General features: G+C 74.5%; 24 protein-coding genes, 1 tRNA gene and 1 pseudogene. 11 read left to right on the forward strand and 15 right to left on the reverse strand.

Annotated elements, in window-relative coordinates:
- Positions 1–9: 9 nt before the first annotated feature.
- Positions 10–1,092, forward strand: a complete 1,083-nt coding sequence (locus QCD66_RS18995; protein WP_364206179.1) for an N-acetylmuramoyl-L-alanine amidase — start codon at positions 10–12, stop codon at positions 1,090–1,092.
- 178 nt (positions 1,093–1,270) lie between these two features.
- Complete coding sequence (locus QCD66_RS19000) at positions 1,271–1,876, forward strand: DUF4328 domain-containing protein (protein ID WP_375736681.1); 606 nt, start codon at positions 1,271–1,273, stop codon at positions 1,874–1,876.
- Positions 1,877–1,970: 94 nt separating this feature from the next.
- On the opposite strand, the gene QCD66_RS19005 is transcribed toward QCD66_RS19000, so the two are convergent.
- The gene (locus QCD66_RS19005) at positions 1,971–2,327 is read right to left on the reverse strand and encodes a metalloregulator ArsR/SmtB family transcription factor (protein WP_364206185.1); all 357 of its coding nucleotides are present in this window, start codon (positions 2,325–2,327) and stop codon (positions 1,971–1,973) included.
- A 53-nt stretch (positions 2,328–2,380) separates the two neighbouring features.
- Here QCD66_RS19005 and QCD66_RS19010 point away from each other — a divergent pair, with 53 nt between their 5' ends.
- The 8 genes from QCD66_RS19010 to QCD66_RS19045 all read left to right on the forward strand — a co-directional run bounded on the left by QCD66_RS19010 (position 2,381) and on the right by QCD66_RS19045 (position 9,724).
- A complete protein-coding gene (locus tag QCD66_RS19010; protein ID WP_375736682.1) occupies positions 2,381–3,502 on the forward strand; it encodes a cation diffusion facilitator family transporter in 1,122 nt (373 codons plus the stop codon).
- A gap of 98 nt (positions 3,503–3,600) precedes the next feature.
- Positions 3,601–4,602, forward strand: a complete 1,002-nt coding sequence (locus tag QCD66_RS19015) for an Acg family FMN-binding oxidoreductase (RefSeq protein ID WP_375736683.1) — start codon at positions 3,601–3,603, stop codon at positions 4,600–4,602.
- Between the two features lie 6 nt (positions 4,603–4,608).
- A complete protein-coding gene (locus tag QCD66_RS19020) occupies positions 4,609–5,577 on the forward strand; it encodes an Acg family FMN-binding oxidoreductase (protein WP_364206194.1) in 969 nt (322 codons plus the stop codon).
- Positions 5,578–5,751: 174 nt separating this feature from the next.
- Complete coding sequence (locus QCD66_RS19025) at positions 5,752–6,216, forward strand: Rrf2 family transcriptional regulator (protein WP_364206196.1); 465 nt, start codon at positions 5,752–5,754, stop codon at positions 6,214–6,216.
- Positions 6,213–7,271: an ABC transporter substrate-binding protein gene (locus tag QCD66_RS19030; RefSeq protein WP_364206199.1), complete on the forward strand. Its 1,059-nt coding sequence runs from the start codon at positions 6,213–6,215 to the stop codon at positions 7,269–7,271. Before QCD66_RS19025 ends, QCD66_RS19030 begins: the two co-directional genes overlap by 4 nt.
- Positions 7,268–8,059: an ABC transporter ATP-binding protein gene (locus QCD66_RS19035; protein ID WP_375736684.1), complete on the forward strand. Its 792-nt coding sequence runs from the start codon at positions 7,268–7,270 to the stop codon at positions 8,057–8,059. Before QCD66_RS19030 ends, QCD66_RS19035 begins: the two co-directional genes overlap by 4 nt.
- The gene (locus QCD66_RS19040) at positions 8,049–8,954 is read left to right on the forward strand and encodes an ABC transporter permease (protein ID WP_375736685.1); all 906 of its coding nucleotides are present in this window, start codon (positions 8,049–8,051) and stop codon (positions 8,952–8,954) included. Before QCD66_RS19035 ends, QCD66_RS19040 begins: the two co-directional genes overlap by 11 nt.
- Positions 8,951–9,724: a TSUP family transporter gene (locus tag QCD66_RS19045; RefSeq protein ID WP_364206205.1), complete on the forward strand. Its 774-nt coding sequence runs from the start codon at positions 8,951–8,953 to the stop codon at positions 9,722–9,724. Before QCD66_RS19040 ends, QCD66_RS19045 begins: the two co-directional genes overlap by 4 nt.
- 143 nt (positions 9,725–9,867) lie before the next feature.
- Here the strand turns inward: QCD66_RS19045 and QCD66_RS19050 are convergent.
- The 11 genes and pseudogenes from QCD66_RS19050 to QCD66_RS19100 form a co-directional block, all read right to left on the reverse strand.
- Positions 9,868–10,290, reverse strand: a pseudogene (locus QCD66_RS19050) (TetR/AcrR family transcriptional regulator); the annotation flags it as partial.
- An 80-nt stretch (positions 10,291–10,370) separates the two neighbouring features.
- Positions 10,371–10,440, reverse strand: a tRNA-Pro gene (locus QCD66_RS19055).
- Between the two features lie 272 nt (positions 10,441–10,712).
- Complete coding sequence (locus tag QCD66_RS19060; RefSeq protein WP_375736686.1) at positions 10,713–11,471, reverse strand: SDR family oxidoreductase; 759 nt, start codon at positions 11,469–11,471, stop codon at positions 10,713–10,715.
- Positions 11,468–12,331, reverse strand: coding sequence for an enoyl-CoA hydratase/isomerase family protein (locus QCD66_RS19065; protein WP_407566705.1), 864 nt, complete (start codon positions 12,329–12,331; stop codon positions 11,468–11,470). The genes QCD66_RS19060 and QCD66_RS19065 overlap by 4 nt, the downstream gene beginning before the upstream one ends.
- Positions 12,328–14,133, reverse strand: a complete 1,806-nt coding sequence (locus QCD66_RS19070) for an AMP-binding protein (protein ID WP_407566706.1) — start codon at positions 14,131–14,133, stop codon at positions 12,328–12,330. Before QCD66_RS19070 ends, QCD66_RS19065 begins: the two co-directional genes overlap by 4 nt.
- Positions 14,134–14,168: 35 nt before the next feature.
- Positions 14,169–16,169 carry a CocE/NonD family hydrolase gene (locus tag QCD66_RS19075; protein ID WP_375737204.1) on the reverse strand — a complete coding sequence of 667 codons (2,001 nt, stop codon included), beginning with the start codon at positions 16,167–16,169 and terminating at the stop codon, positions 14,169–14,171.
- A 2-nt stretch (positions 16,170–16,171) separates the two neighbouring features.
- Positions 16,172–17,026, reverse strand: coding sequence for an ABC transporter ATP-binding protein (locus tag QCD66_RS19080; RefSeq protein ID WP_364206223.1), 855 nt, complete (start codon positions 17,024–17,026; stop codon positions 16,172–16,174).
- Positions 17,023–17,943 carry an ABC transporter ATP-binding protein gene (locus tag QCD66_RS19085; RefSeq protein WP_407566707.1) on the reverse strand — a complete coding sequence of 307 codons (921 nt, stop codon included), beginning with the start codon at positions 17,941–17,943 and terminating at the stop codon, positions 17,023–17,025. Before QCD66_RS19085 ends, QCD66_RS19080 begins: the two co-directional genes overlap by 4 nt.
- Positions 17,862–19,028 carry an ABC transporter permease gene (locus tag QCD66_RS19090; RefSeq protein WP_407566708.1) on the reverse strand — a complete coding sequence of 389 codons (1,167 nt, stop codon included), beginning with the start codon at positions 19,026–19,028 and terminating at the stop codon, positions 17,862–17,864. The genes QCD66_RS19085 and QCD66_RS19090 overlap by 82 nt, the downstream gene beginning before the upstream one ends.
- On the reverse strand, positions 19,025–19,993 hold the full coding sequence (locus QCD66_RS19095) for an ABC transporter permease (protein ID WP_375736919.1): 969 nt from the start codon (positions 19,991–19,993) through the stop codon (positions 19,025–19,027). Before QCD66_RS19095 ends, QCD66_RS19090 begins: the two co-directional genes overlap by 4 nt.
- Positions 19,990–21,618: an ABC transporter substrate-binding protein gene (locus tag QCD66_RS19100; RefSeq protein ID WP_375736920.1), complete on the reverse strand. Its 1,629-nt coding sequence runs from the start codon at positions 21,616–21,618 to the stop codon at positions 19,990–19,992. The genes QCD66_RS19095 and QCD66_RS19100 overlap by 4 nt, the downstream gene beginning before the upstream one ends.
- A 359-nt stretch (positions 21,619–21,977) precedes the next feature.
- Here QCD66_RS19100 and QCD66_RS19105 point away from each other — a divergent pair, with 359 nt between their 5' ends.
- Positions 21,978–22,973, forward strand: coding sequence for a LacI family DNA-binding transcriptional regulator (locus QCD66_RS19105; protein ID WP_364206235.1), 996 nt, complete (start codon positions 21,978–21,980; stop codon positions 22,971–22,973).
- Between the two features lie 123 nt (positions 22,974–23,096).
- On the opposite strand, the gene QCD66_RS19110 is transcribed toward QCD66_RS19105, so the two are convergent.
- The 3 genes from QCD66_RS19110 to QCD66_RS19120 are packed head-to-tail and all read right to left on the reverse strand — an operon-like array spanning position 23,097 to position 25,703.
- Positions 23,097–23,891 (reverse strand): SDR family NAD(P)-dependent oxidoreductase, encoded by a 795-nt coding sequence (locus tag QCD66_RS19110; RefSeq protein WP_375736921.1) that lies wholly within the window; start codon positions 23,889–23,891, stop codon positions 23,097–23,099.
- Positions 23,888–24,673: a CatB-related O-acetyltransferase gene (locus QCD66_RS19115; protein WP_364206240.1), complete on the reverse strand. Its 786-nt coding sequence runs from the start codon at positions 24,671–24,673 to the stop codon at positions 23,888–23,890. The genes QCD66_RS19110 and QCD66_RS19115 overlap by 4 nt, the downstream gene beginning before the upstream one ends.
- A gap of 4 nt (positions 24,674–24,677) precedes the next feature.
- A complete protein-coding gene (locus QCD66_RS19120; protein ID WP_364206243.1) occupies positions 24,678–25,703 on the reverse strand; it encodes a ketoacyl-ACP synthase III in 1,026 nt (341 codons plus the stop codon).
- Positions 25,704–25,706: the final 3 nt, after the last annotated feature.

The raw sequence follows: 25,706 nt of genomic DNA on the forward strand, positions 1-25,706 counted from the left end.
GGAGAATCGATGTCCCTTCCCCCGCTGTCCCGGCGTGCCATGATGCGCGGCGCGGTGCTGGTCGGTGTCGGTGCCGCCACCGGCGGCCTGCACACCCTGACCTCGAGCCCGGCCCACGCCGCCGTCGCCCGCCCGACGATGCACGGCACCGCCTCCTGGGGCGCCCGGGCGCCGCGTACGCCGGTCAGTCTCATCAGCGGCCGGCCGAACAAGGTGATCATCCACCACACCGCGACCGCCAACCAGACCGACTACTCGCTGGCCCGCGCCCAGTCGCTGGCCCGCGCGGTGCAGAACTTCCACATGGACAGCAACGGCTGGATCGACAGCGGGCAGCAGTTCACCGTCAGCCGGGGCGGGCACATCATGGAGGGCCGGCACCGCAGCATCGAGACACTCAACGGTGGTAGCAGCTTCGTCTTCGGCACCCACGCCGGGGCGCAGAACAACCAGTCGATCGGCATCGAGAACGAGGGGACGTACATGACGGTCGGCCCGACGACCGCCCTGTACAACTCGCTGGTCAACCTGGTCGCCTACACCTGCCAGCAGTACTCGATCCCGGCCAGCCAGATCTACGGCCACCGCGACTTCATGGCGACCGCCTGCCCCGGCGACGTGCTCTACGCCCGGCTGCCGCAGCTGCGCGCCGACGTGGCGGCGCGGCTGTCCGGTGGGAGCGGCGGGTTCACCGCGATCGTCGACAACACCACCGCCGGCCGGTTCACCGCCAGCGGCAACTGGGGCACGTCGAGCTTCTCCACCCAGCGGCACGGCACCGACTACCGCTTCGCCGACCCGGTGCTGGCCAGCGACACCGCCTGGTTCAAGGTCAACATCCCCAGCGCCGGGACGTACCAGGTCGACGCCTGGTGGGCGGCGAACGCCGGCTACAACAGCTCCACGCCGTACATCGTGGCCACCAGCGGCGGCAACCAGACGATCCGGATGAACCAGCAGATCAACGGCGGCCAGTGGCGCAACCTGGGCAGCTTCCACCTGAACGCCGGCGACTACAACGTGGTCGGGGTCAGCCGCTGGACGTCGGCGGCCGGCTACGTCATCGCCGACGCCGTCCGCATCCGCAACTGACCCGCTTCATCCCGCGATCTTGCACTCGTCTCCTCCATTCGCCGGTTTTGCCCGGCGACAAGTGCAAGGTCGCGGGAGGGTCGGCGGGGTGTCCGGTATCCGATCCACCCGGGCGACGGCGGGTGGGCGTGCCTAGCGTGCGGTACGCACGACCACGCCGTCCGAAGTGGAGCACCCGATGACCGCCGCCGTCCCGAACGTCGGACCCGCCGCCCCGCGCGCCCGCCCGCCACGGATCCTCGGCCGGTTCGCCCTGGCGTCCGGGGTGGCGTTCACGGTGTCGATGGTCGCGGGAGCCGCGTTCACGCTGTTGCCCGAGCCGCACCTGCACGGGAATCTCGTAAACGACTTCCTCGACAACCCGCCCCCGCGGCGGCTCGCGATGGCGCTCCTGGCCGTGGCGACGGTCGGTGTCGTGTCCGCTGGGCCCGCCGCGGTCGTGCTGCACCTGGTCTGGGCGTACCGGCTGCACCGGTACGTCGACGCGGTGCGCGGCGCGGATCCCCGCCTGCCGGCCTGGACCACACCGCTCGGCTGGCTCGTCCCGGTGGCGAACCTGGTGCTGGGTCCGTCGGCCCTGGCCCGGGTCGCCGCGCGGGCGTCGGGAACCCGTCTTCCGGCGGTGCTGGTCTGGGCCTGGTGGGCCGGTTTCGGGGCCGCGGCACTGTTGTTCGCCTTCGGCCGGGGCGCCGCCGCCGGCCCGCTGATCCTGCTCCACCTCGTCGCCGGCGGCCTTTTCGTCGCCATGCACCTCGCCCTGTCCCGGCACACCGCCGGCCGGTGACGTCAGGCTTCACCATCCTCGTGATCAGGGACGGCGTACCTCGACACACCGGCGACACACCGGAACAGGTCCCTGATCACGGGGATCTTGGTGGTCAGTCGTGTTCGGGGTGGTTGGCCAGCTGGTGGTCGGCCTGGAAGAGGGCTTCGGCGATCACCGCCCGTACGTGGCCGCCCCGGGTCCGGTAGAGCACCCGGCGGCCGTCACGGCGGGACGCCACCAGGCCGGCCAGGCGCAGTTTCGCCAGATGCTGCGAAACCGCCGGCCGGGCGACCCCCAGCGCCGCGGTGAGCGTGGCGACGTCGTGTTCGCCCTGGCGTAGCCGCCACATCAGGCGCAGCCGGGTCGGGTCGGCGAGCATCCGGAAGGCGGTGGCCGCCGCCTCGAACTGGGCATCCGTGGGGTCCTGATGCCCATCGTTGGCAGTTGCCGCGTTGTCGCGTGCGTACATGAGCACATATGGTGTCACGGTCGCCAGACGGGTACGACGCCGGGAGGCACCCGATGCACCACGACCACACCCACGCACCGGACCACCGGACCGGCCCGGACCACCACGGCGACCCCGCCCCACACGGCGACCACAAGCACGACCACGACCGGCACGGCGAGCACCACCGGCACGGCGACCACGGCCACGAGCACGATCACGGCGGGTGGTGGGCGCGGGTCCGGCACGCGGCGACCCCGCACAGCCACGACTCCGGCGACGTCGTCGACCCGGCGCTCGCCGCCAGCCGGCGCGGGATGCGGGTGCTCTGGTGGTCGTTCGCGGCCCTGATGGTGACCGCGCTGGCCCAGGTCGCCGTCGTGATCCCGACCGCCTCGGTGGCCCTGCTCGGCGACACCGTGCACAACTTCGCCGACGCGCTGACCGCCGTACCGCTGGCGATCGCGTTCCTGCTCGGCCGCCGGGTGGCGACCCGGCGGTTCACGTACGGGCTGGGCCGGGCCGAGGACCTGGCCGGCCTGTTCGTGGTGCTGGTCATCGCCGGGTCGGCGGTCTACGCCGGCTGGGAGGCGGTCGACCGCCTGCTCGACCCGCGACCGGTGCGCTATCCCGGCTGGGTGGCCCTCGCCGGCCTCGTCGGCTTCGTCGGCAACGAGCTGGTGGCCCGGTGGCGGATCCGGGTCGGCCGGGAGATCGGGTCGGCGGCGCTGGTCGCGGACGGGTTGCACGCGCGTACCGACGGGTTCACGTCGCTGGCCGTACTCCTCGGGGCCGGCGGCGTCGCGGTCGGCTGGTGGTGGGCCGACCCGGTCGTCGGGCTGGGGATCACCGCGGCGATCGTGGCGGTGCTCTGGTCCGCGGTCCGCGAGGTCGCCGGCCGGCTGCTCGACGGCGTCGACCCGGCGGTGACGGCGGCCGCGGAACGGGCCGTCACCGCCACCCCCGGCGTGGTACGCCTCGACGGGCTGCGGCTGCGCTGGATCGGCCACACGCTGCGGGCCGAGGTGGAGGTCGCCGTCGACGGCGGCCTGCGGGTCGCGGCGGCACACCGGATCGCGCACGACGTCGAGCACGCGCTGACGCACGCCGTACCGCGGTTGACGGCCGCGACCGTGCACCCGCACCCGGCCGGCGCCGATCACCCGGACCGGCTCGCCCTCACCGGGAGTAACTGAACGGGGCCGGGAGGTACGACGAGGAAAGGTCTTCCGGCCCTGCCGGGAAGCGGCCGCCGGCGCGATGGTGGAGGCACGTCCACCCGCAGGAGGCCACGATGTTCGAGCCTGTCGACCTTCCCGGCAGCGCCACCGCACAGGTGCTCGCCACCGCGGCGTGGCACGCCCTGCGCGCCCCGTCGGCGCTGAACACCCAGCCCTGGCGGTGGCGGGCGGCGGCCCGGACGCTGGAACTGCGCGCCGACCCCGGCCGGCGGCTCGGCACGACCGACCGGGACGGCCGGCTGCTGCACCTGGCGTGCGGTGCCGCCCTGCACCACGCGTACGTCGCGCTGCTCGCCGACGGCTGGCAGGTGCGGATCGCGCTGCGGCCGGACCCGGCCGGCGACCCGGAGCTGCTGGCCCGGATCACCCTGATCGGCCGGGGTATGCCGGGCGCGACCGCGACCGCGCTGCGGGACGCGATCGGCCGCCGGCGCACCGACCGCCGGGCGTTCGCCGACACCCCGGTCCCGGCCGTCCTGCTCGACCGGCTGCGCCGGACGGTCGAACTGCACGGGACCTACCTGCACCTGGTCCGGCCCGACCAGTTGCCGATGCTGGCCATCGCGACCGCCAGCGCGGCCGCCGACGAGCTGGCCGACCCGGACTACCGCGCCGAGCTGATCCGGTGGACCACCCGGCCGGCGGGCAGCGGCGACGGTGTGCCGGCGGCGTCGGCGGTCCGGCAGGCGCCGCGCCGGGTCCCGGTACGCGACCACACGATCGGCCATCACCCGGCCGGGCTCGACGTCGGCGCGGGCACCGACCGGGGCGCGTCGTACGGGATCCTCTTCGGCAGCACCGACGAGCCGGAGGCGTGGCTGCGGGCCGGCGAGGCGCTGTCGGCGCTGCTGCTGACCGCCACCGACGCGGGTCTGGCCGCGGCGGTCCTCAGCGACCCGGTCGAGCGGGAGTGGCCCCGGCACCTGCTGGGCGAACTGCTTTCCGCGGTCGGTACGCCGTACCTGGCGGTCCGGATCGGGCTGCCGGTCGAGGCGGCACCGCTGCCGGCCACGCCGCGCCGCGATCCGGCCGACGTCATCGAGATCAGCGGGTAGGCGGCCGTGCCGGATACGACCTACACCGGTGCGGACCTGCGGGCGGCGGCGGCCGCCGCGATCCGGGCGCCGTCGATGCACAACACCCAGCCGTGGCGGTTCCGGCTGTGCGACGGGGCGATCGAACTGCTCCTCGATCCGGCGCGGCGGCTGCCGGTCGGTGACCCGACCGGTTGGGCGGCCCGGATCGGGTGCGGGGCCGCGCTGTTCAACCTGCGGCTCGCGCTGGCGGTGGCGGGTCGTCCCGGCACGGTGCGGCTGCGGCCGTACCCGGCGCAGCCACTGGTCGTGGCCCGGGTGGTGGCCGGCCCGCCACGCCCGCCGACCGTCGCCGAACAGGCGCTGTTCGCCGCTGTCCCGCGCCGGCACAGCAACCGGGCCCCGTTCTGGCCGGTGCCGGTCTCGCCCCGGCAGCGCTGGAAGCTGGTCGAGGCGGCCCGGGCCGAGAACGCCCAGCTGGAACTGCTCGTCGGGGCCGCGCCGGTCGGCGCGCTGGCCGAGATCGCGCACACCGCCAACCGGGTGCTCACGGCCGCGCCCGGCTACACGGCCGAGGTGCGGAACTGGACCCGGTACGCCGACGCCGACGACGGGGTTCCGGTCGGTTCCGGCGGGCCGGCCACCGAGCCGCAGGACCTGCTGCCCGGCCGCCCGTTCGGGGTGCGGACCCGCGCGCCGGGCCGCGACTTCGAGCCCGAGCCGGTGGTGGCGGTGCTCGGCTCGCCCCGGGACACCGCGACCGACCAGATCGCCGCCGGCGCGGCGCTGCAACGGGTGCTGCTGACCGCCACCGACGCCGGGCTGGCCGTGTCGATGCTGTCCCAGCCGATCGAGGTGCCCGGTGCCCGCGAGCAGCTACGGCTGGCGCTCGGCGGGCGGGTCGGCGTACCGCAGATGGTGCTGCGGGTCGGGTACGGCCAGCCGGGCTGGCCGACCCCGCGGCGCGGCGTCGACGAGGTCGTCGACGAGCGGTAGCGGTCACCCTCGGCCGGGCCGGCCGTCCCACCATTTGAACGCCTTCTTGACCCGATCACCCACCCAGTCCACTGTTCCTATCAATCAAGTAGGGAAAACAGGGATTGGACCGGCGATGCGATGTCAGCGCTAGCCATGGCGGTGCGGGCATCGCGCAAGAAGGAGCCCAGCGCCGTGCATGTCTCGGCCCGCAGCGACTACGCCCTACGGGCGATGCTCTCCGTGGCCGCCGCCCCGGAACACCTGGCCAAGGCCGCGGACCTCGCGGCCGACCAGGCCATCCCGCTGAGCTTCCTGCAGGGCATCCTGCTCGACCTGCGTCGGGCCGGACTCCTGCACAGCCAGCGCGGGGTCGACGGCGGCTACACACTGGCCCGGCCGTCCACGGCGATCTCGGTCGGCGACGTGCTGCGCGCCGTCGGCGGCACGCTCACCACCGTGCGCGGTCTGCCGGCCGAGAGCGCCACGTACCACGGGGTCGCGGCCCGCCTCGGCGGTGTCTGGCTCGCGGTCAACGGCGCGATCGAGGCGATCGTCGACCGCACCAGCCTCGCCGACCTGCTCACCGGACGTTCCGTACCCGCTCCCCCGGCGGGCACGACACCCCCCGTACCAATGACGAAACAGGAGATGGAATGACTCCGCGCAGCATTCGCCTGCTCGCCGCGACCGCGGCCGCGATACTGGCGACCACCGCCCTCGCGGCCTGCGGCGGCGACTCGGAGGGGTCCGGTGCCGCCGCCACCAAGCTGCGGCTGGGCTACTTCCCCAACATCACCCACGCGCCGGCGCTGGTGGGGGTACAGAACGGGATCTTCGCCGAGAAGCTCGGCGACACCACATTGGAGACGACCACCTTCAACGCCGGCCCGTCGGCGATCGAGGCGCTCTTCTCCGGCGCCATCGACGCCACCTACATCGGCCCGAACCCGGCCATCAACGGCTGGGCCCAGTCCAAGGGCAGCGCGCTGCACGTCATCGCCGGCACCACCTCCGGCGGCGCGGCCCTGGTCGTCAAGCCCGAGATCACCAGCGTGCAGGACCTGCGCGGCAAGAAGATCGCCACGCCGCAGCTCGGCAACACCCAGGACGTGGCGCTGCGCTACTGGCTCAAGCAGCAGGGGCTCAACGCCGACACCCAGGGCGGCGGCGACGTCTCGATCCTGCCGACCCCCAACTCGGAGATCATCACCGGGTACGGCAGCGGCGCGCTCGACGGCGCCTGGGTGCCCGAACCGCACCTGAGCCGGCTGATCATCGAACACGGGGCGAAGGTGCTCAAGGACGAGAAGGAGGAGTGGCCCGGCGGCGAGTTCGTCACCACCCACCTGATCGTCAGCAAGAAGTTCCTCGACGCCAACCCCGAGACGGTCAAGAAGCTCCTCGAGGGCCACATCGCCGCGGTCGACTACGTCAACACCAACCGCGACGCCGCCGCGACCGCCGCCAACGAGCACCTCAAGGCCCTGTCCGGCAGCGCGCTCAAGGACGACATCCTGGCCGCGTCGTTCGCCAACCTGACGTTCACCGTCGACCCGATCGCCCCCTCGCTGTACGGCAGCGCCAAGCACGCCGAGGAGGTCGGGCTGCTCGACCCGGTCGACCTGGCCGGGATCTACCACCTCGGCCCGCTCAACGAACTGCTCAAGGCGGGCGGCAAGCCCGAGGTCAGCGGAGAGGGAACAGCTTCGTGAGTCTGGTCGACCAGACCGCCGTGGGGACGGACGGCCGCCACACCGACGTGGCCGTCCGTCTCGACGGTGTGTCCAAGGCATACGGTCGGGGCCGCTCCGCGCTGCTCGCGCTGGACCGGGTCTCCCTCGACGTACGGCGTGGCGAGTTCGTCTGCCTGCTCGGCGCCTCCGGATGTGGCAAGAGCACGCTGCTGTCACTGGTCGCCGGGCTCGACGCGGCCTCCGGCGGAAGCATCGACACCGGCGGCCACCGGGTGTCGCTGATGTTCCAGGAACCGGCCCTGTTCCCCTGGCTGACCGTGGCGAAGAACGTCGAGATCGCCATGCGGCTGCGCGGCGTCGGCCGCGACGAGCGCCGCCGCCGGGCCGAGGAACTGCTGGAGACGGTGCGGCTGTCCGGCTTCGCCCGCAAGCGGCCGCACGAACTCTCCGGCGGCATGCGGCAGCGGGTCGCGCTCGCCCGGGCCCTGGCCCAGGACGCCGACGTCCTGCTGATGGACGAGCCGTTCGGCGCGCTGGACGCGATGACCCGCGACATCCTGCACGACGAACTGGAACGGATCTGGCGGGAACGGTCGCTGACCGTCCTGTTCGTCACCCACAACGTCCGCGAGGCCGTACGGCTCGGCGACCGAGTCATCCTGCTCAGCAGCCGGCCCGGCCGGATCATCGAGGACTTCCCGGTCGACCAGCCCCGACCGCGCCGCATCGACTCCGCCGAGGTGGCCGAACTCGCGGCGACGATCACCGACCGGCTGCGTACGGAGGTGTCCCGCCATGCCCACTGAGTCCCGTACGGAACTGGCGAAGCCGCCGGCCGCCCGGACCGCCACCACCGACGAGGTCGCCGGGCTCGACGCCCTCGAACTCGGACCGGCCAGCAAGGAGGGCCGGGCGGCCCGGCTCGGCCGCCGGGTCTGGGACTCGCTGTGGCCCAAGCTCCTGGCCGTCGCGCTGGTCATCGCCGGCTGGCAGATCGTCTACCTCACCGAGTGGAAGCCGCCGTTCGCGCTGCCCGACCCGCTGACCGTCTTCGCGGAGATGGGGGAGCTGATCCCGACCGCCGAGTTCGCCCGGGCCATCGGCATCACCATGCAGCGGGCCGTGATCGGCTTCCTGATCGCGGTCGTGATCGGCACCCTGATCGGCGCGGCGGTGGCCCGGTTCCGGCCGCTGCGGGCCGCGATCGGCTCGCTGATCACCGGCCTGCAGACCATGCCGTCGATCATCTGGTTCCCGTTCGCGATCCTGCTCTTCCAGATCAGCGAGACGACGATCATGTTCGTGGTCATCATCGGCGCCACCCCGTCGATCGCCAACGGCCTGATCAGCGGCATCGACTACGTGCCGCGGGTCTGGTTGCGGGTCGGCAAGGTGCTCGGCATGCGCGGGCTCAACCTCTACCGGTTCCTGATCCTGCCGGCGTCGCTGCCGTCGTTCGTCAGCGGGCTCAAGCAGGGCTGGGCGTTCGCCTGGCGCAGCCTGATGGCCGGTGAGCTGCTGGTCATCGTCGCCGGGCAGGGGTCGATCGGCGTACTCATGCAGGGCGCCCGGGAGTTCAACAACGCGCCCCGGCTGCTCTCCTGGATCATCGTGGTGCTGGTCATCGGCATCCTGGTCGACATCGCGTTCAACGCGTTCGACAACGCGCTGCGCCGGCGCTGGGGCCTGACCCAGAGTTGAGCCCCTACGAGTTGGTCGCGGCGGTGGGGCTGGGTGCCCTCGCCGCCGCGGTCGGCACCCCGACCGGGGTCTCCGGAGGACTGCTCCTGCTGCCGGTGCTGCTGACCGTTTTCGGGCTCGGCGGCACCGTCGCCAGCGCCACCAACCTGCTGTTCAACGTCGTCTCGACCCCCGTCGGCATCCTCCGGCAACCCCGGATCGACCGGACGCTGACGCGACTCCTCGTCGGCGCCGCGACACCCGCCGCGGTCGCCGGGGCGCTGGTCAACGTCTTCCTGCTCGGCGACTCCCCCGCCTTCCGGGTGCTGGTCGCCGTGCTGCTCGTCGCCGTCGGCGGCAGCCTGCTCGCGCGCCGCCGTCCGGCCCGGCCGTCCGATGTGGAGCTGTCGCCGGTGGTACGGCGGGCACTGCTGCTCACCGGCGTGGCCAGCGGGCTCCTCGGCGGCTTCTACGGGCTCGGCGGCGCGGTGCTGGCCGCGCCCGCCGCACTGCTGCTCACCGGCTGGCCGGTCGCCCGCGTCGCCGGCGCCGCCCTGGTCACCACGCTGACCGTGTCGGTGACCGGGCTGGTCACGTACGCCACGCTCGACATCGCCGGGCAGACCACGGTCGACACCCCGCACTGGCCGCTCGGCCTGGCGCTGGGCACCGGCGGCCTGGTCGGCGGCTGGCTCGCCGCCCGGTACGGCGGACGGCTGCCCGACCGGCTGCTGCGCCGTACGCTCGCCGTCCTGGTCACGCTCGGCGCCCTGCGCCTGGTCTTCGGCTGACGGCGGTCGGCTCGGGTCGGATCGGGTCGAGGGGCGTGGGGCCGACCGGCAGGTTTTCGCGGCGGGCGAGGAGCCCGGAGATGGTCACTGCCACGGTTTGGCGGAGCAGGTCGGTGAAGTCGGCGCGCATGGCCGCCACGGCGGGGTCCGCGGCGTAGGGCGGCGGGCATGGCTTGGGGTGGCTGGCTGTAGGGCCAGGCCGCGCCGGCAACGAGGGTGGTCGTCGCGACGAGTCGGATGGCGTCTTGCGTGCCGAATTCTGGCAGGTAGCGCAGGGCGAGCCGGGCCTGTGCCTCGACCGTGCGTCGTGAAGCCCGTTTGTGGCGCAGGGCGACCTCGGCGGAGACGTTGTGATCGAGCACACTGGCGTGCGCACTGGTCAGATCGCAGAGCACAGGCCGCTGCGCGAGAGACTCGGCCAGGACAACGGCGAGCCGATCGCCACGCTCACGCGGGGTCCCGCCACCGGACTCCAGCGTGCGATCAAGGTAGGCCAGCCAGTCCTGCTGCTCGGCGTCAAGCAGCTCGAGCAGCACCTCCTCGCGGGACTCGAAGTAGCGCAGCACGTTGGACTTGGCCAGCCCGACACGACGGCTCAGCTTGTAGCAGGCTCGCAAGCCTCTGACCTGCGAGAACCCTCACGCTGTCGGGACGGCCGGATTCGAACCGACGACCCCTGGACCCCGGGTCGCAGCCCGTGACCGGCGTCGGCCCCGGCGGCAAGGACCTCCTTGCCGCCAGGCGGTCCAGGCGGCCGGCCGGGGGCGGGTACCGCTGTCGCGGTTCACAGCGAATTCGGCGTATCCACAGCGAATTCGCTGTGGACCGAAACAGCAACACCGCCCGGACGGCCCCGCGCCCGGGTTCGCCGGCCGTCGCGCCCTCGCCCACGGCCGTCGTGATCGTCTGCGGTTCAGGCGCTCCCGGAGCGGCGTGTCGGGCGCCTGAACCGCAGACGATCGAGAACGGACCGGTAGACCCGCGCGCGTCAGCGCAGGCTGGAGCCGATGCTGATGCCGCCGTCGACATCGAGGACCACGCCGGTGACGAACGCCGCCTCCTCCGCGCACAGGTACGCGGCCGCCGCCGCGATCTCCGCCGGTCGGCCGATCCGCCGGGCCGGCACCCGGCCGGCGAGTTTGTCGCGGGCGCGGGCGTCCATCGCGGCGAGCATCGGCGTGTCGATCAGCCCGGGGGCGATGACGTTGGAGGTGACGCCGTGACCGGCGCCCTCCAGCGCGATCGTACGGGCCAGGCCGACCACGCCGGCCTTGGCGGCGGCGTAGTTCACCTGGCCGAAGTTGCCGCGCCAGGACATCGACGACAGGGACAGTATGCGGCCGTACCCGCGCTGTTTCATGTGGCCGAAGACGGCCCGGCCGCAGTGGAAGGCGCCGCGCAGGTTGACGTCGACCACGGTCGTCCAGTCGTCGTCGGTCATGAACTCCAGTCGGCTGTCGCGGAACACCCCGGCGTTGTTGACCAGGACGTCGACCTGACCGAAGTCGTCCAGCGTGGACCCGAACCAGGTCCGGACCGCGGCGGCGTCGGTGACGTCGACCGCCGACGGCACGACGGTGGCGCCGGTGGAGTCGGCGATGGCGGCGGCGGCCTCCTTGACCGTGCCGGCGTTGCGGTCGCCGAGGGCGAGGTCCGCGCCCTCGGCGGCCAGCCGTTCGGCGATCGCCCGGCCCAGGCCCTGGCCGGCGCCGGTCACCATGGCCACCCGGCCGGTGTAGCGGTTCATCGGCGTCCCTCTCCCGTTGCCGCGCCCAGGAACCGGTCCAGCGCGGCCGTCATGTCGGTGGCCGCCCAGTGCGCGCCGAACGCGTCCAGCTCGGCGGCCAGCGCCGGACCGGCCGGCAGGTCGCGTACGTCGTACAGCAGGTTCTTGAACCCGGTCTGGGCCGGGCCGGCGGCGCGGGCCAGCCGCCCGGCGGTGGCCGCGACCAGTTCGTCGAAGCGGTCCGCCGGTGCCACCGCGTGCACGAACCCGGAGGCGGTGAACGCCTCGGCCGGCAGCAGCCCGCCGGTGAGCGCCAGCCACCGGGCCAGCGGCTCGCCTACCCGGCGCGGCAGCCGGACGCTGGAACCGGCGGCCGGCAGCAGCCCGTTTCGGACGTGGCCGTCGCCGATCAGGGTGCCCTCACGGGCGACCACGACGTCGCAGACGAGCGCGAGTTCGAGGCCGCCGGCGACGACGTGCCCGTGTACGGCGGCGACGACCGGCTTGCCGACGCGTTCGATCCGGTCGAGGCAGGCGGACACCCGCCCGAGGAAGTCGAGCGGGTCGGCGCCGGTGGCCGCGACCGACCGCAGGTGGCGCAGGTCGGCACCGGCACAGAAGCTGGTGCCGGTGCCGGCCAGCACGACGACGGCGGTGTCCGGGTCGGTGGCCGCGGCGGCGACCGCGGCGTCCAGCGCGGACAGCAGGGCGGGGTCGATGGCGTTGCGCCGCCGCGGCCGGTTGAGCCGCAGCCAGCGGACCTCGCCCCGCTGCTCGACCAGCACCGGCGCCCCCGGGTCGCCGGTGCCGCCCACCGGACCCGGGTCGCCGGTGCCGGCCGCCGGCCGGTCCGCGGTGGTGAGGGTACGGTCGGCGGTCATCCGGCGTCCCCGGCGGCGGGCGCGGCGGCGGCGATGGCGGACGCGGCGGTGGGAGGCACGGCGGGCCGGGGTACGGCGCCGTCCGTGACCGGCGGGCCACCGGCGGGTCCCGCCGCGACGGCGTCGAGTTCGGCGCGGCGGCGGGCGCGCAGGACGAACCGCTGGATCTTGCCGCTCGGTGTCTTCGGCAGCGCGTCGACGAAGTGGACGGTGCGCGGGTAGGCGTGCGCGGCGAACCGGGTCTTGACCCACCGCTGGAGTTCCCCGGCCAGGTCGGCCGACGCCCGCGCCGGGTCGCGCAGCACGACGTACGACTCCAGCACCTCGCCACGGACCTGGTCGGGTACGGCGACGACGGCGCACTCGACCACCGCCGGGTGGGTGCACAGCACCGACTCGACGTCGAACGGGCCGATCCGGTAGCCGGCCATGATGATGACGTCGTCGTCGCGGGCCGAGAAGTGGAAGTAGCCGTCGTCGTCGACGCTGCCGGTGTCGCCGGTCAGGTACCAGCGGCCGTCGGCGGTGAACTTCTCCCCCGTCGCCGCGGCGAACCGCGGGTCGGTCCCGGCCGTCCCGGCGGTGCCGTCGGCCGGTACGCCGTACCCGGTGAACCAGGCCAGCGGGCTCGCGGCCCGGTCGATCGCGATCCGGCCAAGCACGCCCGGCGGGGCCACGTCGTCGCGGTCCGGCCACAGTACGGCGGCCGACCAGCCCGGCATCGGGTGTCCCATCGAGCCCGGTCGTGGCGGCCGGCGCAGCAGCGGATGGTGGTGGTTGTTGATCAGCATCCCGGCCTCGGTCTGGCCGTAGTGGTCGTACACCAGCACGCCGAGGGCGTCGCGCGCCCAGGTGTTGACGTCCGGGGTCAGCGGCTCGCCGGCGCTGGACGCGCAGCGCAGCCGCAGCCCGTCCGGGACCGGCAGGTCCGCCGCCCGCAGCGCCCGGTAGACCGTCGGCGCGGCGGTCAGGTTGGTGACCCCGAACCGGTCCAGCACCTGCCAGGTCGCCGCCGGCGAGAACCCGCCGCGCAGCAGCACGCTGGGCACGCCGAGGGTGAACGAGCCGAGGATGCCGAAGTACAGGCCGTACGCCCAGCCGGGGTCGGCCGCGCACCAGTAGACGTCGCCGGGGCGGACGTCGAGCCCGAACTCGGCGTACGCCCGGAAGCCGGCCAGGGCCACCGTCGGCACCACGACGCTCTTCGGCCGGCCGGTGGTGCCCGAGGTGTAGATGTGGATGATCGGCGCGGCGCCGCCGAGCGCGGCGGCCGGCCGGGCGGGGCGCTTCGCGGCGAGCAGGTCGGCGAAGTCGAGGTCGGGTGCGGCGGCCCCGCCGACGACGACGGTGCGCCACGGCGGGTCGGCCGGTACGCCGTCGCCGGGAGCGAGCTTGGTCCGCTGGTCGGCGTCGCAGACCAGCACCTTCGCCCGGCTGTCGGCGAGCCGGTCGAGGATCGCCGGGGCGGCGAAGGCGGTGAACAGCGGCACGTGGACCGCGCCGAGCCGCCAGATGCCGAGCAGCGTCACCAGGTATTCGACGCTCTTGCCGAGCAGGGTGGCGACCCGGTCGCCGGGGCCGACGCCGAGGCCGGCCAGGGCGGCGGCGCACCGCTCGGAGCGCTCGCGCAACTCGCCGTAGGTGAGCACGGTGTGGGACAGGTCGGGCTCGACGACGGTGTACGCGACCGCGTCGGCGGGATGGTCGTCGCAGAGCAGCGCGGCGACGCTGGCGCCCGGGTCGCCGTACCGGGCCAGCAGGTCGTGGACGTGGGCGGTCAACCGGTCCGGGGTGGCTGTCATCGGACTTCCTCTCGGTCGCAGTTCCAGGGTTCGGGTCAGGCGGTCCAGCGGCGGGCGAACGTCTCGACGCCGTCGACGGTGACCCGGCCGGTCGCGTCGGCCGAGTCGGCGGTGACGTGCACCCCGACCTCGACGACGACGGTCTCGCCGGTGCTCATCCGGGCGGTCGCGGTCGATGTCGCCCGGACCTGGGCCGCCGCCGGGTGGTCCCGCTGGGCGCTGGCGGCGATCGTGCTGCACACCTCCAGGACGTGCTGGCGCTGCGGGGCGTACGCGGCGACGTCCTCGCCGACGGTGACGGTGACGCCGTCGCGGATGAGGTCGCGGGTGACGTCCCAGCGCGGGGTGCCGCGCAGGTGCAGGGACGCGGTGCCGGCCGGCGGCGGTCCCGGTACCGGCGGGGTCACCGGCGTGCCCTCGGTCTCCGACACCACCGGCAGCGCCAGCGTGAGCCGGGTGAGCCGGGTCCGCGTCGGGGCGCCCGGCCAGTGCCGGGGGAAGTCGGTCCCGCCGACCACGACCCGCAGCCGGTGCCCGGCCGGCAGCCGGTACGCGGTCGGCACCAGGACGACCCGGACCGGTCCGCCGGCCGGTGCCGGGCCGGCGTCACCGGCCGGACCGGGCGGGGTACCGGCGCGGCCGGCGGTGATCAGCGTGGACCGGCCGTCGGGGTCGACGTCGGTCAGCTTCACCACCAGGTCGCCGGCGGCGCCGGCGACCTCGACGGTGACCACCGGCCGGCCGGCGACCAGCACCGGGGCGGTGAGCGGGTCACCGGTGAAGGCGAGGGCGCGCAGGTCGTCGTCGTGCTGGTCCAGCGGCAGGCCGAAGCCGGTGGTCGGGACGCCCCACAGCCCGCTGAGCGCCCCGACGGTCGGATCGGGCCGGACCGTGCCGAGGACCGGGGCGCCGGGGTCGTGGCCGGTGTCGGTGGCCGGGCCGAGGCCGCCGCCGGGGGTGCCGGCCAGGGCCAGTTCCTTCGCCGGCGGCGGCCACGACTCGTACGCCCGCCACGCCGACCGCCCGGCGGGGCCGTCGGTGACAGAGCTGTCGGTGGCAGGGTCGTGGGCCGCCGGATCCGGCCGGCCCTGCACGAAGACGGTCGCCGCCGGTTCGTCACCGGTCCCCGCGTCGACGCCGCGCAGCCACCGGTCCCACCAGCGCAGCGCCAGCGTGTGGAAGTCGACCGGTTCGAACGGCGACTCGTGCGGCGGGGTGTGCATCCACGGGCCGGCCAGCAGCTTCTTCGGGCCCGGCAACTGTTCGAAGGCGCGGATCGAGCCGTCGCAGAACAGGTCGCGCCAGCCGGCGACGCAGAACGCCGGCACCTCGACCGCCGCCGGGTCGACCGCCCGCTCCCGCCACACCGGGTCGCCGGGTCCGTGCCGGTGCAGGTCCAGCAGGTAGGGCTCGGCGTGTTCCAGCCGGCGCCGCCAGCGCCGCTGCTCGTCGACGGTGTCGTGGCCGTGCAGCGGCGGCAGCAACTGGCTGAGCAGGGTGCTCAGGCCCCACATGCCGAGCGAGCCGAGGCAGCCGCGGGCGCCGTGCGGGTGGACGAAGTCGTACTCGGGGTCGATCATCCCGAGCACCGGGATGATCGCCTTCAGCGCCGGGGGGCGGCGGGCCGCCGTACGCAGCGACATCACCGCGCCGTACGAGACGCCCCACATGCCGACCGTGCCGTCGCACCAGGGCTGGGCGGCGGCCCACCCGACGGCGCGTACACCGTCGTCGGCCTCGGCCGGGTCGAAGGGTGGGCGGGGCTCGCCGTCGGAGGAGCCGGTGCCGCGGAAGTCGACGAGCAGGCTGGCGTAGCCGCGCTCGGCGAACCAGTGGTAGGAGGCCCAGCCGCCGATGCCGCCGAGCCCGTCCTTGCGGTACGGCAGCACCGAGACCAGGGCGGGGACCGGACCGGCGCCGTCGGGCAGGAACAGGTCTCCGGCGAGGGTCACCGCCGGGTCGTCGGTCGGGATGCGTACGTCGCGTACGACCCGTACGCCGTAGCGGGCGGACGGCTCACGGTCGCTGTCGGTCATGGTCATTCGCTCCGTCCGGTGCCTGGCTTGTCGAGGGAGGTGCCGTCCGCCGGGCCGGTCCGGGCGCCGGTGAGGGTGGGTACGGCGGCGAACAGCCGCCCGGCGTACGGGTGGGTGGGCCGGTCGATGACGGCGGCGGCCGGCCCGGACTCGACGACCCGGCCGAGATACATCACGGCGACCCGGTCGGCCAGGTAGCGCACCGCCTGGATGTCGTGCGAGACGAGCAGGATGCCGAGCCCGTGGTCGCGTCGCAGGTCGGCGAGGAGGTCGAGGAGTTGGGCGCGCAGCGACACGTCGAGCGCGGAGGTGGGTTCGTCGGCGAGCAGGAACGCCGGTCCGAGGGCGAGCGCGCGGGCGACCGCGACCCGCTGCCGCTGCCCACCGGAGATCTCGGCGGGCCGCCGGTCGAGGACGGTACGGGGCAGTTGCACGGTGTCGAGCAGTTCGCCGACCCGTCGCCGCCGGTCGGTGTGGTCGCCGCGGCGCTGGATCCGCAGCGGGTCCTCGATGATCGCGCCGACGGTCAGTCGCGGGTTCATCGACGACGCCGGGTCCTGGAAGACCAGCCCGACGGTCCGGGCGAGCAGCGCGCGGCGCTGCCGGGCCGGCATGGTCCACAGCCGCTGCCCGGCGAGGGTGACGTCGCCGGTGGTGGGCCGGTGCAGCCCGGCGAGCACCTTCGTCAGGGTGGTCTTGCCGGAGCCGGACTCGCCGACGACGCCGAGCACCTCGCCGGGGCGTACCCGCAGGTGGACGTCGCGCAGGGCGGTGACCCGGCCGCCCCGGCCGCGGAACTCGACACCGACCCCGTCGACGCCGAGCGGGCCGGCGACCGGGGTCCCGGTGGCGTTCACCGGGCCTCACCTCCGCTGGTCACGGCGACCGGTCGCGGGCCGGCCGGCAGCCCGGCCGGGTGGTGGCAGGCGAAGCCCCGCTCGCCGTCGCCGGCCCATCCCGGTGCGGTGTCCCGGCAGCGGGCGGTCGCGTACGGGCACCGGCCGCTGAACCGGCAACCGGCCGGCCAGCGCCCGGGCTGCGGTACGGCGCCGCCGAGCGGCCGGTCGGCGCGGATGCCGCGTTCCAGGCTGGTGATGGCGGTGGTGAGCGCCGCGAGGTAGCGGTGCCGGGGGTCGGCGAGCACCGGGGCGACCGGGCCGACCTCGACGACCTCGCCGGCGTACATGACGTTGACCCGGCTGGTGAGCTGGGCGACGAACGCCAGGTCGTGCGAGACGAGCAGCATCGACAGGCCACGGCCGGCGGTCAGTTCCCGCAGCAGGCCGGCGATCTCGGCCTGGAGGGTGACGTCGAGGGCGGTGGTCGGTTCGTCGGCGAGCAGCAGGGCCGGGTCGCCGGCGAGGGCCATGGCGATCAGCACCCGTTGCCGCTGGCCGCCGGAGAGCTGGTGCGGGTAGGCCGGCAGCGTCCGGGCCGGGTCGAGGTGGACTCTCCTCAGCAGGTCGGCCGGGCGGTGCCGGCCGCTGCGCCGGCAGACCTGGCGGAGCTGGGTGCCGACCCGCATGGCGGGGTTGAGCGCCGACAGCGCGTCCTGGTAGACCATCGCGAGGCCGGTGCCGAGCAGCCTGCGGCGTTCCCGGGCCGGCATCGTGGTCAGTTCCCGGCCGGCGAAGCGGATCGAGCCGGTGACCGTCGCGCCGGGCGGGAGCAGCCCCATGACGGCGAGCGTGGTCAGCGACTTGCCGGAGCCGGACTCGCCGACCAGGCCGACGCTCTCGCCCTCGTGGACGTCGAAGGAGACGCCGGACAGCACCTCGGCGCCACCGTTCGCGGCCGGGAAGCGGATGCCGAGGTCGCGTACGGCCAGTAGCGGCTCGCCGCGGCGGGCCGGTACGGCGGCCCGCGGTCCGGCCGGGGCCGCCGGCCCGGCACCCCCGGGTGTGGACGGACGGCGGGACCGGGCCGGTGCGCCGCCCGGTCCGGCGGCGACCGCGCCGCCGGCGCGGGCCGCCTCCCCGGCGCGGCGGTGCCGAGCGCGGCGGCCAGGCCGTCGGCCAGCACCGACAGGGCGAGTACGGCGACCAGGGTGGCCAGGCCGGCGAAGGTGGTCACCCACCAACCGCCGGAGGCCATCAGGTCACGGCCGTCGTTGACGACGTTGCCCCAGGACGGGGTCGGTGGCTGCACGCTGAGGCCGAGGAACGACAGCGACGCCTCGGTGAGCACGGCGGTGCCGGCCAGCGAGCTGGTGAAGACCAGGACCGGGCCGGCGACGTTGCGGGCGACGTGGTGGGCGAGCAGCCAGGCCGGGCCGGCGCCCATGAAGCGCCCGACGAGGACGTAGTCCTTGCCGTACTCGGCGACGACGGCGGCCCGGACGACCCGGGCGACGGCCGGGGCGAACAGCAGGCCGAGTACGACGACGGTGGTGGGCAGGCCCGGGCTGAGCAGGGCGGCCAGTGCCACGGCGAGCACGATGCCGGGGAAGGTGACCAGCAGGTCGAGCAGCCATTCCAGGACCCGGCGCAGCGGTCCGGGGGCGAGCGCGGCGGCGGCGCCGACGAGCGTGCCGGCGGCGAGCGCGAGCAGCGGGGTGACCAGGCCGGCGACGACCGAGACCCGGGTGCCGTGGATGATCCGGGAGAGCACGTCGCGGCCGTACACGTCGGTGCCGAACCAGTGCGCGGCGTCCGGCGGGGCGGCCAGCGGGCCGACCAGGTTGCGGGTCGCCGGGTACGGGGCGACCGCCGGTCCGAGGACCGCGAGCAGCACCAGGCCGGCGACGACGAACGCGGCGACCCGGGCACCGGTCGGCAGCCGCCGCCAGAGGCCGGTGGTCGGGGCGGCGAGCAGCCGCCGCATGCGGCCGGACAGCTTGCGGGCGGAGAGTGGCGTCATGTCCGGGTCCTCGGGTCGATGAGCATCGCGACGACGTCGGTGCACAGGTTGACGGCCAGGAAGACGGCGATGGTGACCAGCGCGACGATCCGGGTGACCGCGAAGTCGCCGTCGATCGCGGCGTTGACCAGGAGCTGGCCCATGCCGGGCAGGGCGTAGACGACCTCGACCAGCACGGCGCCGGCGAGCAGGTAGCCGACGTAGAGGCCGAAGACGGTCAGCGGGGTGACCAGCGCGTTGGGCAGCAGGTTGCGCCACAGCACCCGGGTGCGGGACAGGCCGGCGCCCAGCGCGGTGCGTACGTAGTCCTGGTCGAGCTGGTCGGCGACGGAGGCGCGGACCACCCGGACCAGGATGCCGGCGACGCCGAGGGCGAGGGTGACGGCCGGCAGCAGCAGGGTCGACAGCCACGGCCACAGGCCGGCGCTGACCGGCTGGTAGCCACCGGCGGGCAGCCAGCGCAGGTCGATCGCGAACGTGTCGATGGCGAGCAGGCCGACCCAGAACACCGGGGCGGCGAGCCCGACGGCGGACGCGGCGGTGATCAGCCGGTCCGGCCAGCGGCCCCGGTACACCGCGGCGGTGATCCCGAGCCCGAGGGCGAGTACGGCGGTGACGGCGGCGGCCACCAGGGTCAGCGACGCGGTCACCGGGAACGCCTGGGCGACCAGGTCGCCGATCGGCTGGCCGCTGCGGGCGGAGGTGCCGAGGTCGCCGGCGGACAGGTCGCGGACGAAGTCGACGTACCGCTGCGGCAGCGACCGGTCGAGCCCGTACTCGTGGCGCAGCCGGGCCAGGTCCTCGTCGGACAGGCCGGCGGCCTGGAAGCCGAACCGGGCCAGGACGGGGTCGCCGGGGGCCAGGTCGACCAGGGCGAAGAGCAGGACGGATGCGCCGACCAGCAGCAGGGCGCCGGAGGCGGCCCGCCGGGCGACGGCGGTCAGCGCGCGTGCCGTGCCGCTCATGCCCGCCATGCCCGGCGCAGGTCGAGGTGTTCCCAGCGCTGGGCGCCCAGGCCGGCGACCGCCCCGGTGTCGACCACGTTGGGCACCGACAGGAAGTGCATCGGGTACGTCGGCACCTCGTCGGCGAGCAGTTGCTGGAGTTGGGCGTAGCGGGCCGGGGCCTGGTCGGCGGGCAGGGCCGGGGCGGTGTCGAGCAGTTCGGCGAAGCGGTCGGCGGCCGGGCCGGACCAGCGCAGGAACTTGTCGCGGAAGGCGCCGGGGGCGTAGAAGGAACTGAGCGCGCCGGGTACGTCGAAGGACTGGCCGACCGGGTTGCCACTGCTGATCACCGCGTCGAAGTCGCCGCCGCCGAGGATCTTGCCGGCGAGCGTGGTGCCGGCCTCGATGCGCAGGTCGACGTCGAGGCCGAGGTCCTGCCAGTTCTGCCGGATGACGGTGGCGGTCTGCTGCATGTAGCCGGTCTGCTGCGCCTGCAACACGACCTTCAGCCCGGCGGGTACGCCGGCGGCGGCCAGCAGCGAGCGGGCGGTGTCGGGGTCGCGGTCGAAGACGGCGGTGGGGCGGGCGTGGTCGGGGTGCCAGTCGGGCAGCACCGAGGTGGCGAAGGCGGCGTTGCCGGCGTACGCGATCCGCGTGATCGAGTCGTGGTCGATCGCGTAGTGCAGGGCCTGCCGGACCCGGGGGTCGGTGAACGGGGCCTTGGCGCAGTTGAAGGTGAGGAAGACCGCGGCCGGGGTGGGGGCCATGACCACCTCGAAGCCGCTGCCGCGCAGCAGTTCGAGGTCCCGGAACGGCGGGCTCTGCGCGACGTCGACCTGCCGGGCCCGCAGCGCGGAGGCGCGGGCGGTGTCGTCGACCAGGACCCGCCAGCTGATCGTGTCGAACCAGCCGCCGCTGGGGCCGGTGTAGCCGGCGAAGCGGCGCAGTTCGACGCTCTGGTTCTCGCGGTAGCTGACGAACTCGTACGGCCCGCTGCCGACCGGCCGGGTGCCGAACTCGGCCCCCTGGGCCTCGACCAGCGCCTTCGGCACGATGCCGAGGGCGGGCAGGGCGAGCCGGCGGGCGAAGACGTCGGCGTTGACCGGGTGGGCGGTGGTGATCTCGATGGTGTCGGCGGCGACGACGCGGACGCCGGTGACGAAGCCGAGCAGTTGGCTGTAGAAGGAGACCTGGCCGTCGGGCGGGGCCGCCACCCGCTGGACGGAGAAGGCGACGTCGTCGGCGGTCATCGCGGTGCCGTCGTGGAATCCGGTGGTCCGGAAGGTGACCTGCCAGGTCGTCGGCGTGGTCCGGGTGGGTGGGCCGGTGGCGAGGACCGGCCGGACGGCCAGTTCGGGCGAGGTCTCGTCGACCTCGTAGAGCGAGTCGAAGAGGTGCCGGGTGACGCCGATGGCGTCGGAGGCGTTCTGCGGGTCGAAGGTGGTGAAGGGGGCGAGCCCGCCGACGACGGCGGCGCCGCCGGTGCGGGGGGTGCCGGTCGCCGGACCGCCGGTGCCGCCGGCACCGGATCCGGTGCAGCCGGTGAGCAGGGCGCCGGACGCGGCGGCGCCCAGATATAGCAGGCGCCGCCGGGACAGGCCCGGAAGGTACGGCGCGGGGGTTATGTGAAGACGCTGTTGGGTCATGGCGACCTCCATCCCGAGAGGTAGTTCGCGGGATCGACCTCGACGGAACTACTACGATCGAAGGACTTCGAGCGTGTCGTGGAGGTTACGCCGGAGTTACTCAGACCGTCAAGAGTCCGGGCCGACGCCGGATGATCAGGGCAATTCACCTGAAAATCGGGCGGTTAGCTGCGAAGACCGCTCCCGCACGTCCGTCCGGAGACGTACGCCGGGCGGGCTAACGCCGCCGGCCGGGATCGTCGAAGCGTCGAGTAGAGTGACTGTCGAAGAACTTCGACGGGCGAGGGCTTCGACAGACGGCGGCCTCGTGACCCGACAGCTTCGACGGACGACGGCTTCGAAGAGACGAGGAGACCGGCTTGGCGGCGAGCACGATCTACGACGTGGCCCGGCGGGCGGGCGTGAGCATCTCCACCGTCTCGCTCGCCTTCAACAACCCGGTACGGGTCACCCAGTCCACATTGGACCGAGTGCTCGCCGCCGCCGACGAGTTGTCGTACCTGCCCAAGACGGAGGCGGTCACCCGGGCCCGGCGCGGGGTCGGCCGGATCGGGGTGATGGCCCCGTTCACGTCGTACCCGTCGTTCGCCCGGCGGCTCAACGGCGTCCTGCGCGCCACCCGCGACCTGCCCTGGGAGATCGTCGTCTACGACCAGGGCTCGGCGGCGGCCACCTCACCGACGCTGTCCACCATCCCGCTGACCCGCCGCCTCGACGGGCTGGTCATCATGTCGCTGCCGGTCGACCCCAAGGTCGCGCACCGGCTGGTCGAGCAGAAGCTGCCCACGGTGCTGGTCGACCTCGAACATCCCAGCTTCAGCAGCGTCGCCATCGCCGACGCCGAGGGCGGCCGGATCGTCGCCGAGCACCTGCACGCCCGCGGCCACACCCGGCTCGGCTGCGTCACCGAACGCAAGAAGGGCCAACGGGCCACCCTGCCGCAGGAGGCCCGGCTCGACACGTTCCGCAGCACCCTCGCCGGGTTCGGCACCCCACTGCCGGACAGTCTGGTCCGCCGGGTCGACTACGGCGTGGAGCCGGCCCGCCGGGCCGCGCACGAACTCCTCGACCTGCCGGAGCCGCCGACGGCGATCTTCGCCCACGACGACCTGATCGCCGTCGGGGTGCTCAAGGCGGCCCGGGAACGTGACCTCCGGGTGCCCGGCGACCTCGCCGTCGTCGGCTTCGACGACAGCGACGTCGCCGAGCCGCTCGGCCTGACCACGGTCCGGCAGCCGCTGGAGGAGAGCGGAACGATCGCCGTCCAGACGCTGCTCGACCAACTGTCCGATCCCGACCGCAGCATGCGGCACATCGTGCTGCGCCTCACGCTCGTCGAGCGCGACACGACGTGAGCCGGCGGCCGGCGGTCGCGGGCGGGCAGTTCCGCACGTTCGCGGGCGGCTGCCCGCGCGGTCGCGGGACCGGCGGCCCCGCGCGGGAACGTACCGCTCCCGCGCGGGGGGTGCCCGGGCCGGTCAGCCCAGTCCGTAGCCGCCGTCGACCGCGAGCACCTGGCCGGTCAGGTAGCCGCAGGCGTCGCCGGCGAGGAAGAGGAACGCCGCCGCCAGTTCGTCGGCCCGGCCGAACCGGGCCACCGGCGTGCGGCCCACGACCTGCTCGCGCAGGCGCTGCGAGGTGTGGAACGCGGCACCGAGCCCGGTGTCGAAGAAGCCCGGCGCGACCGCGTTGACCAGGATGCCGTCACCGGCCCAGTCGGCGGCCAACGCCCGGGTCAGCCCCTCCAGGCCGGCCTTCGACGCCGCGTACGCGCTCAGCCCGCGCCGCGGGGTGGCCGCCATGACCGAGGTGGTGAACACCAGCCGGCCGTGGCCGGAGCGGGCCAGGTGCGGGTACGCCGCCCGCGCCGTGACGAACCCGCCGGTCAGGTTGACCGCCAGCACGTCGTGCCACGCCTCGATCGGCAGGTGGTGCGCCCGGCGGGCGACCGGCGAGATGCCGGCGTTGACGACGACCGAGTCGATCCGTCCGAAGTGGCCGGCCACGGCGTCGACCGCCCCGGCCAGCGAGTCCGGTTCGCCGACGTCGCACGCGGCGGCGAAGACGTCGGCGCCGTCGGCGGTGAGCGTGCCGGTCAGGTCGTCGAGCGCGTCGCGGCTGCGGGCCAGCAGGCCGACCCGGGCCCCGTGGTCGGCGAAGACCCGGGCGAGGTCGCGGCCGACGCCCCGGCTGGCGCCGGTCACCACCACCACCCGGTCGGCGACCGCCCCGGCGGGCGGGGCGACGACCGGCTGGCCGGTGCCGGCGGTCACCGCGCGCCGCCGTCGGTCGCACGGCCGGGCAGGGACCGGGCCCGTTCCTCCAGCGCGGTCAGGGTGTCGGCCGTCAGCGGCCGCTGGAACAGGTCGATGTTGGCCTTCAGGAACGGCGGTGGCCAGTCCCACCAGCGCAGCGCGACCAGCCGTCCGGCCAGGTCGTCGGGGAACCGGGCGCGCAGCCGGCGGGCCGGCACCCCGGCCACGATCTCGTAGTCGGCGACGTCGCGGGTGACGACCGCGCCGGCCGCGACGATCGCGCCGTGCCCGATGCGTACGCCGGCGCGTACCACCGCGCCCGCGCCGATCCAGGCGTCGGCGCCGACCTCGGTGCCCGGAACCTCGGGCCACTCCCCGGTGCAGAAGCCGAACTCGGCGTTGACCGGGAAGACGTGGCTGGTCGGCAGCTCCGGCCAGTGCGGCAGGGCGCCGACGGTCACCTTCTCGGCGATGCCGGCGTACGGGCCGACCCGGACCTTGAACAGCGAGGTGAACGGGCCGACGATCGCGTACCGGGCGACGTGGCTGTGCCGTAGCAGGGCGTGCTCCATCACCAGGCCGTTGCGCTCCACGGTGGACTCGTCGAGCTTGACCTGGTTGAGGCTGATGGTGGCGCCCCGGGCGCGGGCGCGCAGCACGCCGAGGATGTTGCGCGGCGCGAACGGGCGCGGCCACCGGTTGATCGTGCGGGGCATCCGGCCGGACAGGTCGTGGGCGACCGGCGGGGCGGGCGGCGGCTGGGTGGCGCCCTGTTCGGCGCCGAGGGCGGACGTGGTCACTGGCTCACCTCACACAGTTCGAACGGAGGACCGCCGGGTCGGCGGCCCAGTCGAGGGCGACGCCGCCCCAGGTCATCCCGCCGCCGAAGGCGACCATGAGCAGCTTGGCGGCGGCGCCGAGCCGTCCGGCGCGTACCGCGTCGTCGAGGGTGACCGGGACGGAGGCGGCGCCGGTGTTGCCGTACCGCTCGACGGTGCGGTGCAGCACCCCGGGCCGCAGTCCGAGTTCGCGCGACCAGTCGGTGAGCATCATGCCGTTGGCCTGGTGGGCGGCGATCAGGTCGACCTGGTCGAGTTCGAGCGAGGCCGCCTTGAGCAGCTGGCCGACCAGGGCCGGGAAGACCTGGTTGGCCAGTCGCCGGACGTCGCCGCCGCGCATCGCGAAGTAGTGGTCGCCGGCCTCGACCGTCTGCGCGCTCGCCGGCCGGCGGCTGCCCCCGGCCGGGATCTGGACCAGGTCGGCCAGGGTGCCGTCGGTGCCCAGCGTGGTCGCCCGGATCCCGCTCCCGCCGCTGGTGTCCCGGCCGAGGACGACCGCGCCGGCCCCGTCGCCGAAGAGCACCGCGGTACGCCGGTCGGTGTAGTCCAGCACCCGCGAGTAGGTGTCGGCGCCGACCACCAGCGCGGTCCGGGCCCAGCCCTCGCTGTTCAGCATCGAGTGGGCGACGACGAGGGCGTACACGAAGCCGCTGCACACCGCGTCGACGTCGAACGCCACCGCCTGGCGGGCGCCGAGGTTGGCCTGCACGGTGCTGGCGGTGGCCGGCATCGGCCGGTCCGGTGTGGAGGTGGCCAGCACGATCAGGTCGAGGTCGGCCGGGTCGAGCCGGGCGGTCCGCAGCGCCCGCCGGGCCGCCCGGGTGGCCAGGTCGGAGGTGGCCTCGTCGTCGGCGGCCACCCGGCGTTCCCGGATGCCGGTCTTGTCCACTATCCAGTTCTCCGGTACGCCGACCCGGCGGGCCAGTTCCTCGCTGCCGAGGACGCGCCGGGGCAGGTACGATCCGGTTCCGATCACGGTCGAGGTCGACATGGG

It is taken from the genome of Polymorphospora sp. A560, from assembly GCF_045781765.1.
GTDB lineage: Bacteria > Actinomycetota > Actinomycetes > Mycobacteriales > Micromonosporaceae > Polymorphospora > Polymorphospora lycopeni.

Bases quoted from the DNA above. Each gene is read 5' to 3' on its own strand.
- QCD66_RS19030 (WP_364206199.1), top strand. From the start codon at position 6,213: ATGACTCCGCGCAGCATTCGCCTGCTCGCCGCGACCGCGGCCGCGATA.
- QCD66_RS19040 (WP_375736685.1), top strand. From the start codon at position 8,049: ATGCCCACTGAGTCCCGTACGGAACTGGCGAAGCCGCCGGCCGCCCGG.
- QCD66_RS19120 (WP_364206243.1), bottom strand. From the start codon at position 25,703: ATGTCGACCTCGACCGTGATCGGAACCGGATCGTACCTGCCCCGGCGC.
- QCD66_RS18995 (WP_364206179.1), top strand. From the start codon at position 10: ATGTCCCTTCCCCCGCTGTCCCGGCGTGCCATGATGCGCGGCGCGGTG.
- QCD66_RS19015 (WP_375736683.1), top strand. From the start codon at position 3,601: ATGTTCGAGCCTGTCGACCTTCCCGGCAGCGCCACCGCACAGGTGCTC.
- QCD66_RS19060 (WP_375736686.1), bottom strand. From the start codon at position 11,471: ATGAACCGCTACACCGGCCGGGTGGCCATGGTGACCGGCGCCGGCCAG.
- QCD66_RS19100 (WP_375736920.1), bottom strand. From the start codon at position 21,618: ATGACCCAACAGCGTCTTCACATAACCCCCGCGCCGTACCTTCCGGGC.
- QCD66_RS19005 (WP_364206185.1), bottom strand. From the start codon at position 2,327: ATGTACGCACGCGACAACGCGGCAACTGCCAACGATGGGCATCAGGAC.
- QCD66_RS19065 (WP_407566705.1), bottom strand. From the start codon at position 12,331: ATGACCGCCGACCGTACCCTCACCACCGCGGACCGGCCGGCGGCCGGC.
- QCD66_RS19000 (WP_375736681.1), top strand. From the start codon at position 1,271: ATGACCGCCGCCGTCCCGAACGTCGGACCCGCCGCCCCGCGCGCCCGC.
- QCD66_RS19095 (WP_375736919.1), bottom strand. From the start codon at position 19,993: ATGAGCGGCACGGCACGCGCGCTGACCGCCGTCGCCCGGCGGGCCGCC.
- QCD66_RS19070 (WP_407566706.1), bottom strand. From the start codon at position 14,133: ATGACAGCCACCCCGGACCGGTTGACCGCCCACGTCCACGACCTGCTG.
- QCD66_RS19090 (WP_407566708.1), bottom strand. From the start codon at position 19,028: ATGACGCCACTCTCCGCCCGCAAGCTGTCCGGCCGCATGCGGCGGCTG.
- QCD66_RS19010 (WP_375736682.1), top strand. From the start codon at position 2,381: ATGCACCACGACCACACCCACGCACCGGACCACCGGACCGGCCCGGAC.
- QCD66_RS19075 (WP_375737204.1), bottom strand. From the start codon at position 16,169: ATGACCGACAGCGACCGTGAGCCGTCCGCCCGCTACGGCGTACGGGTC.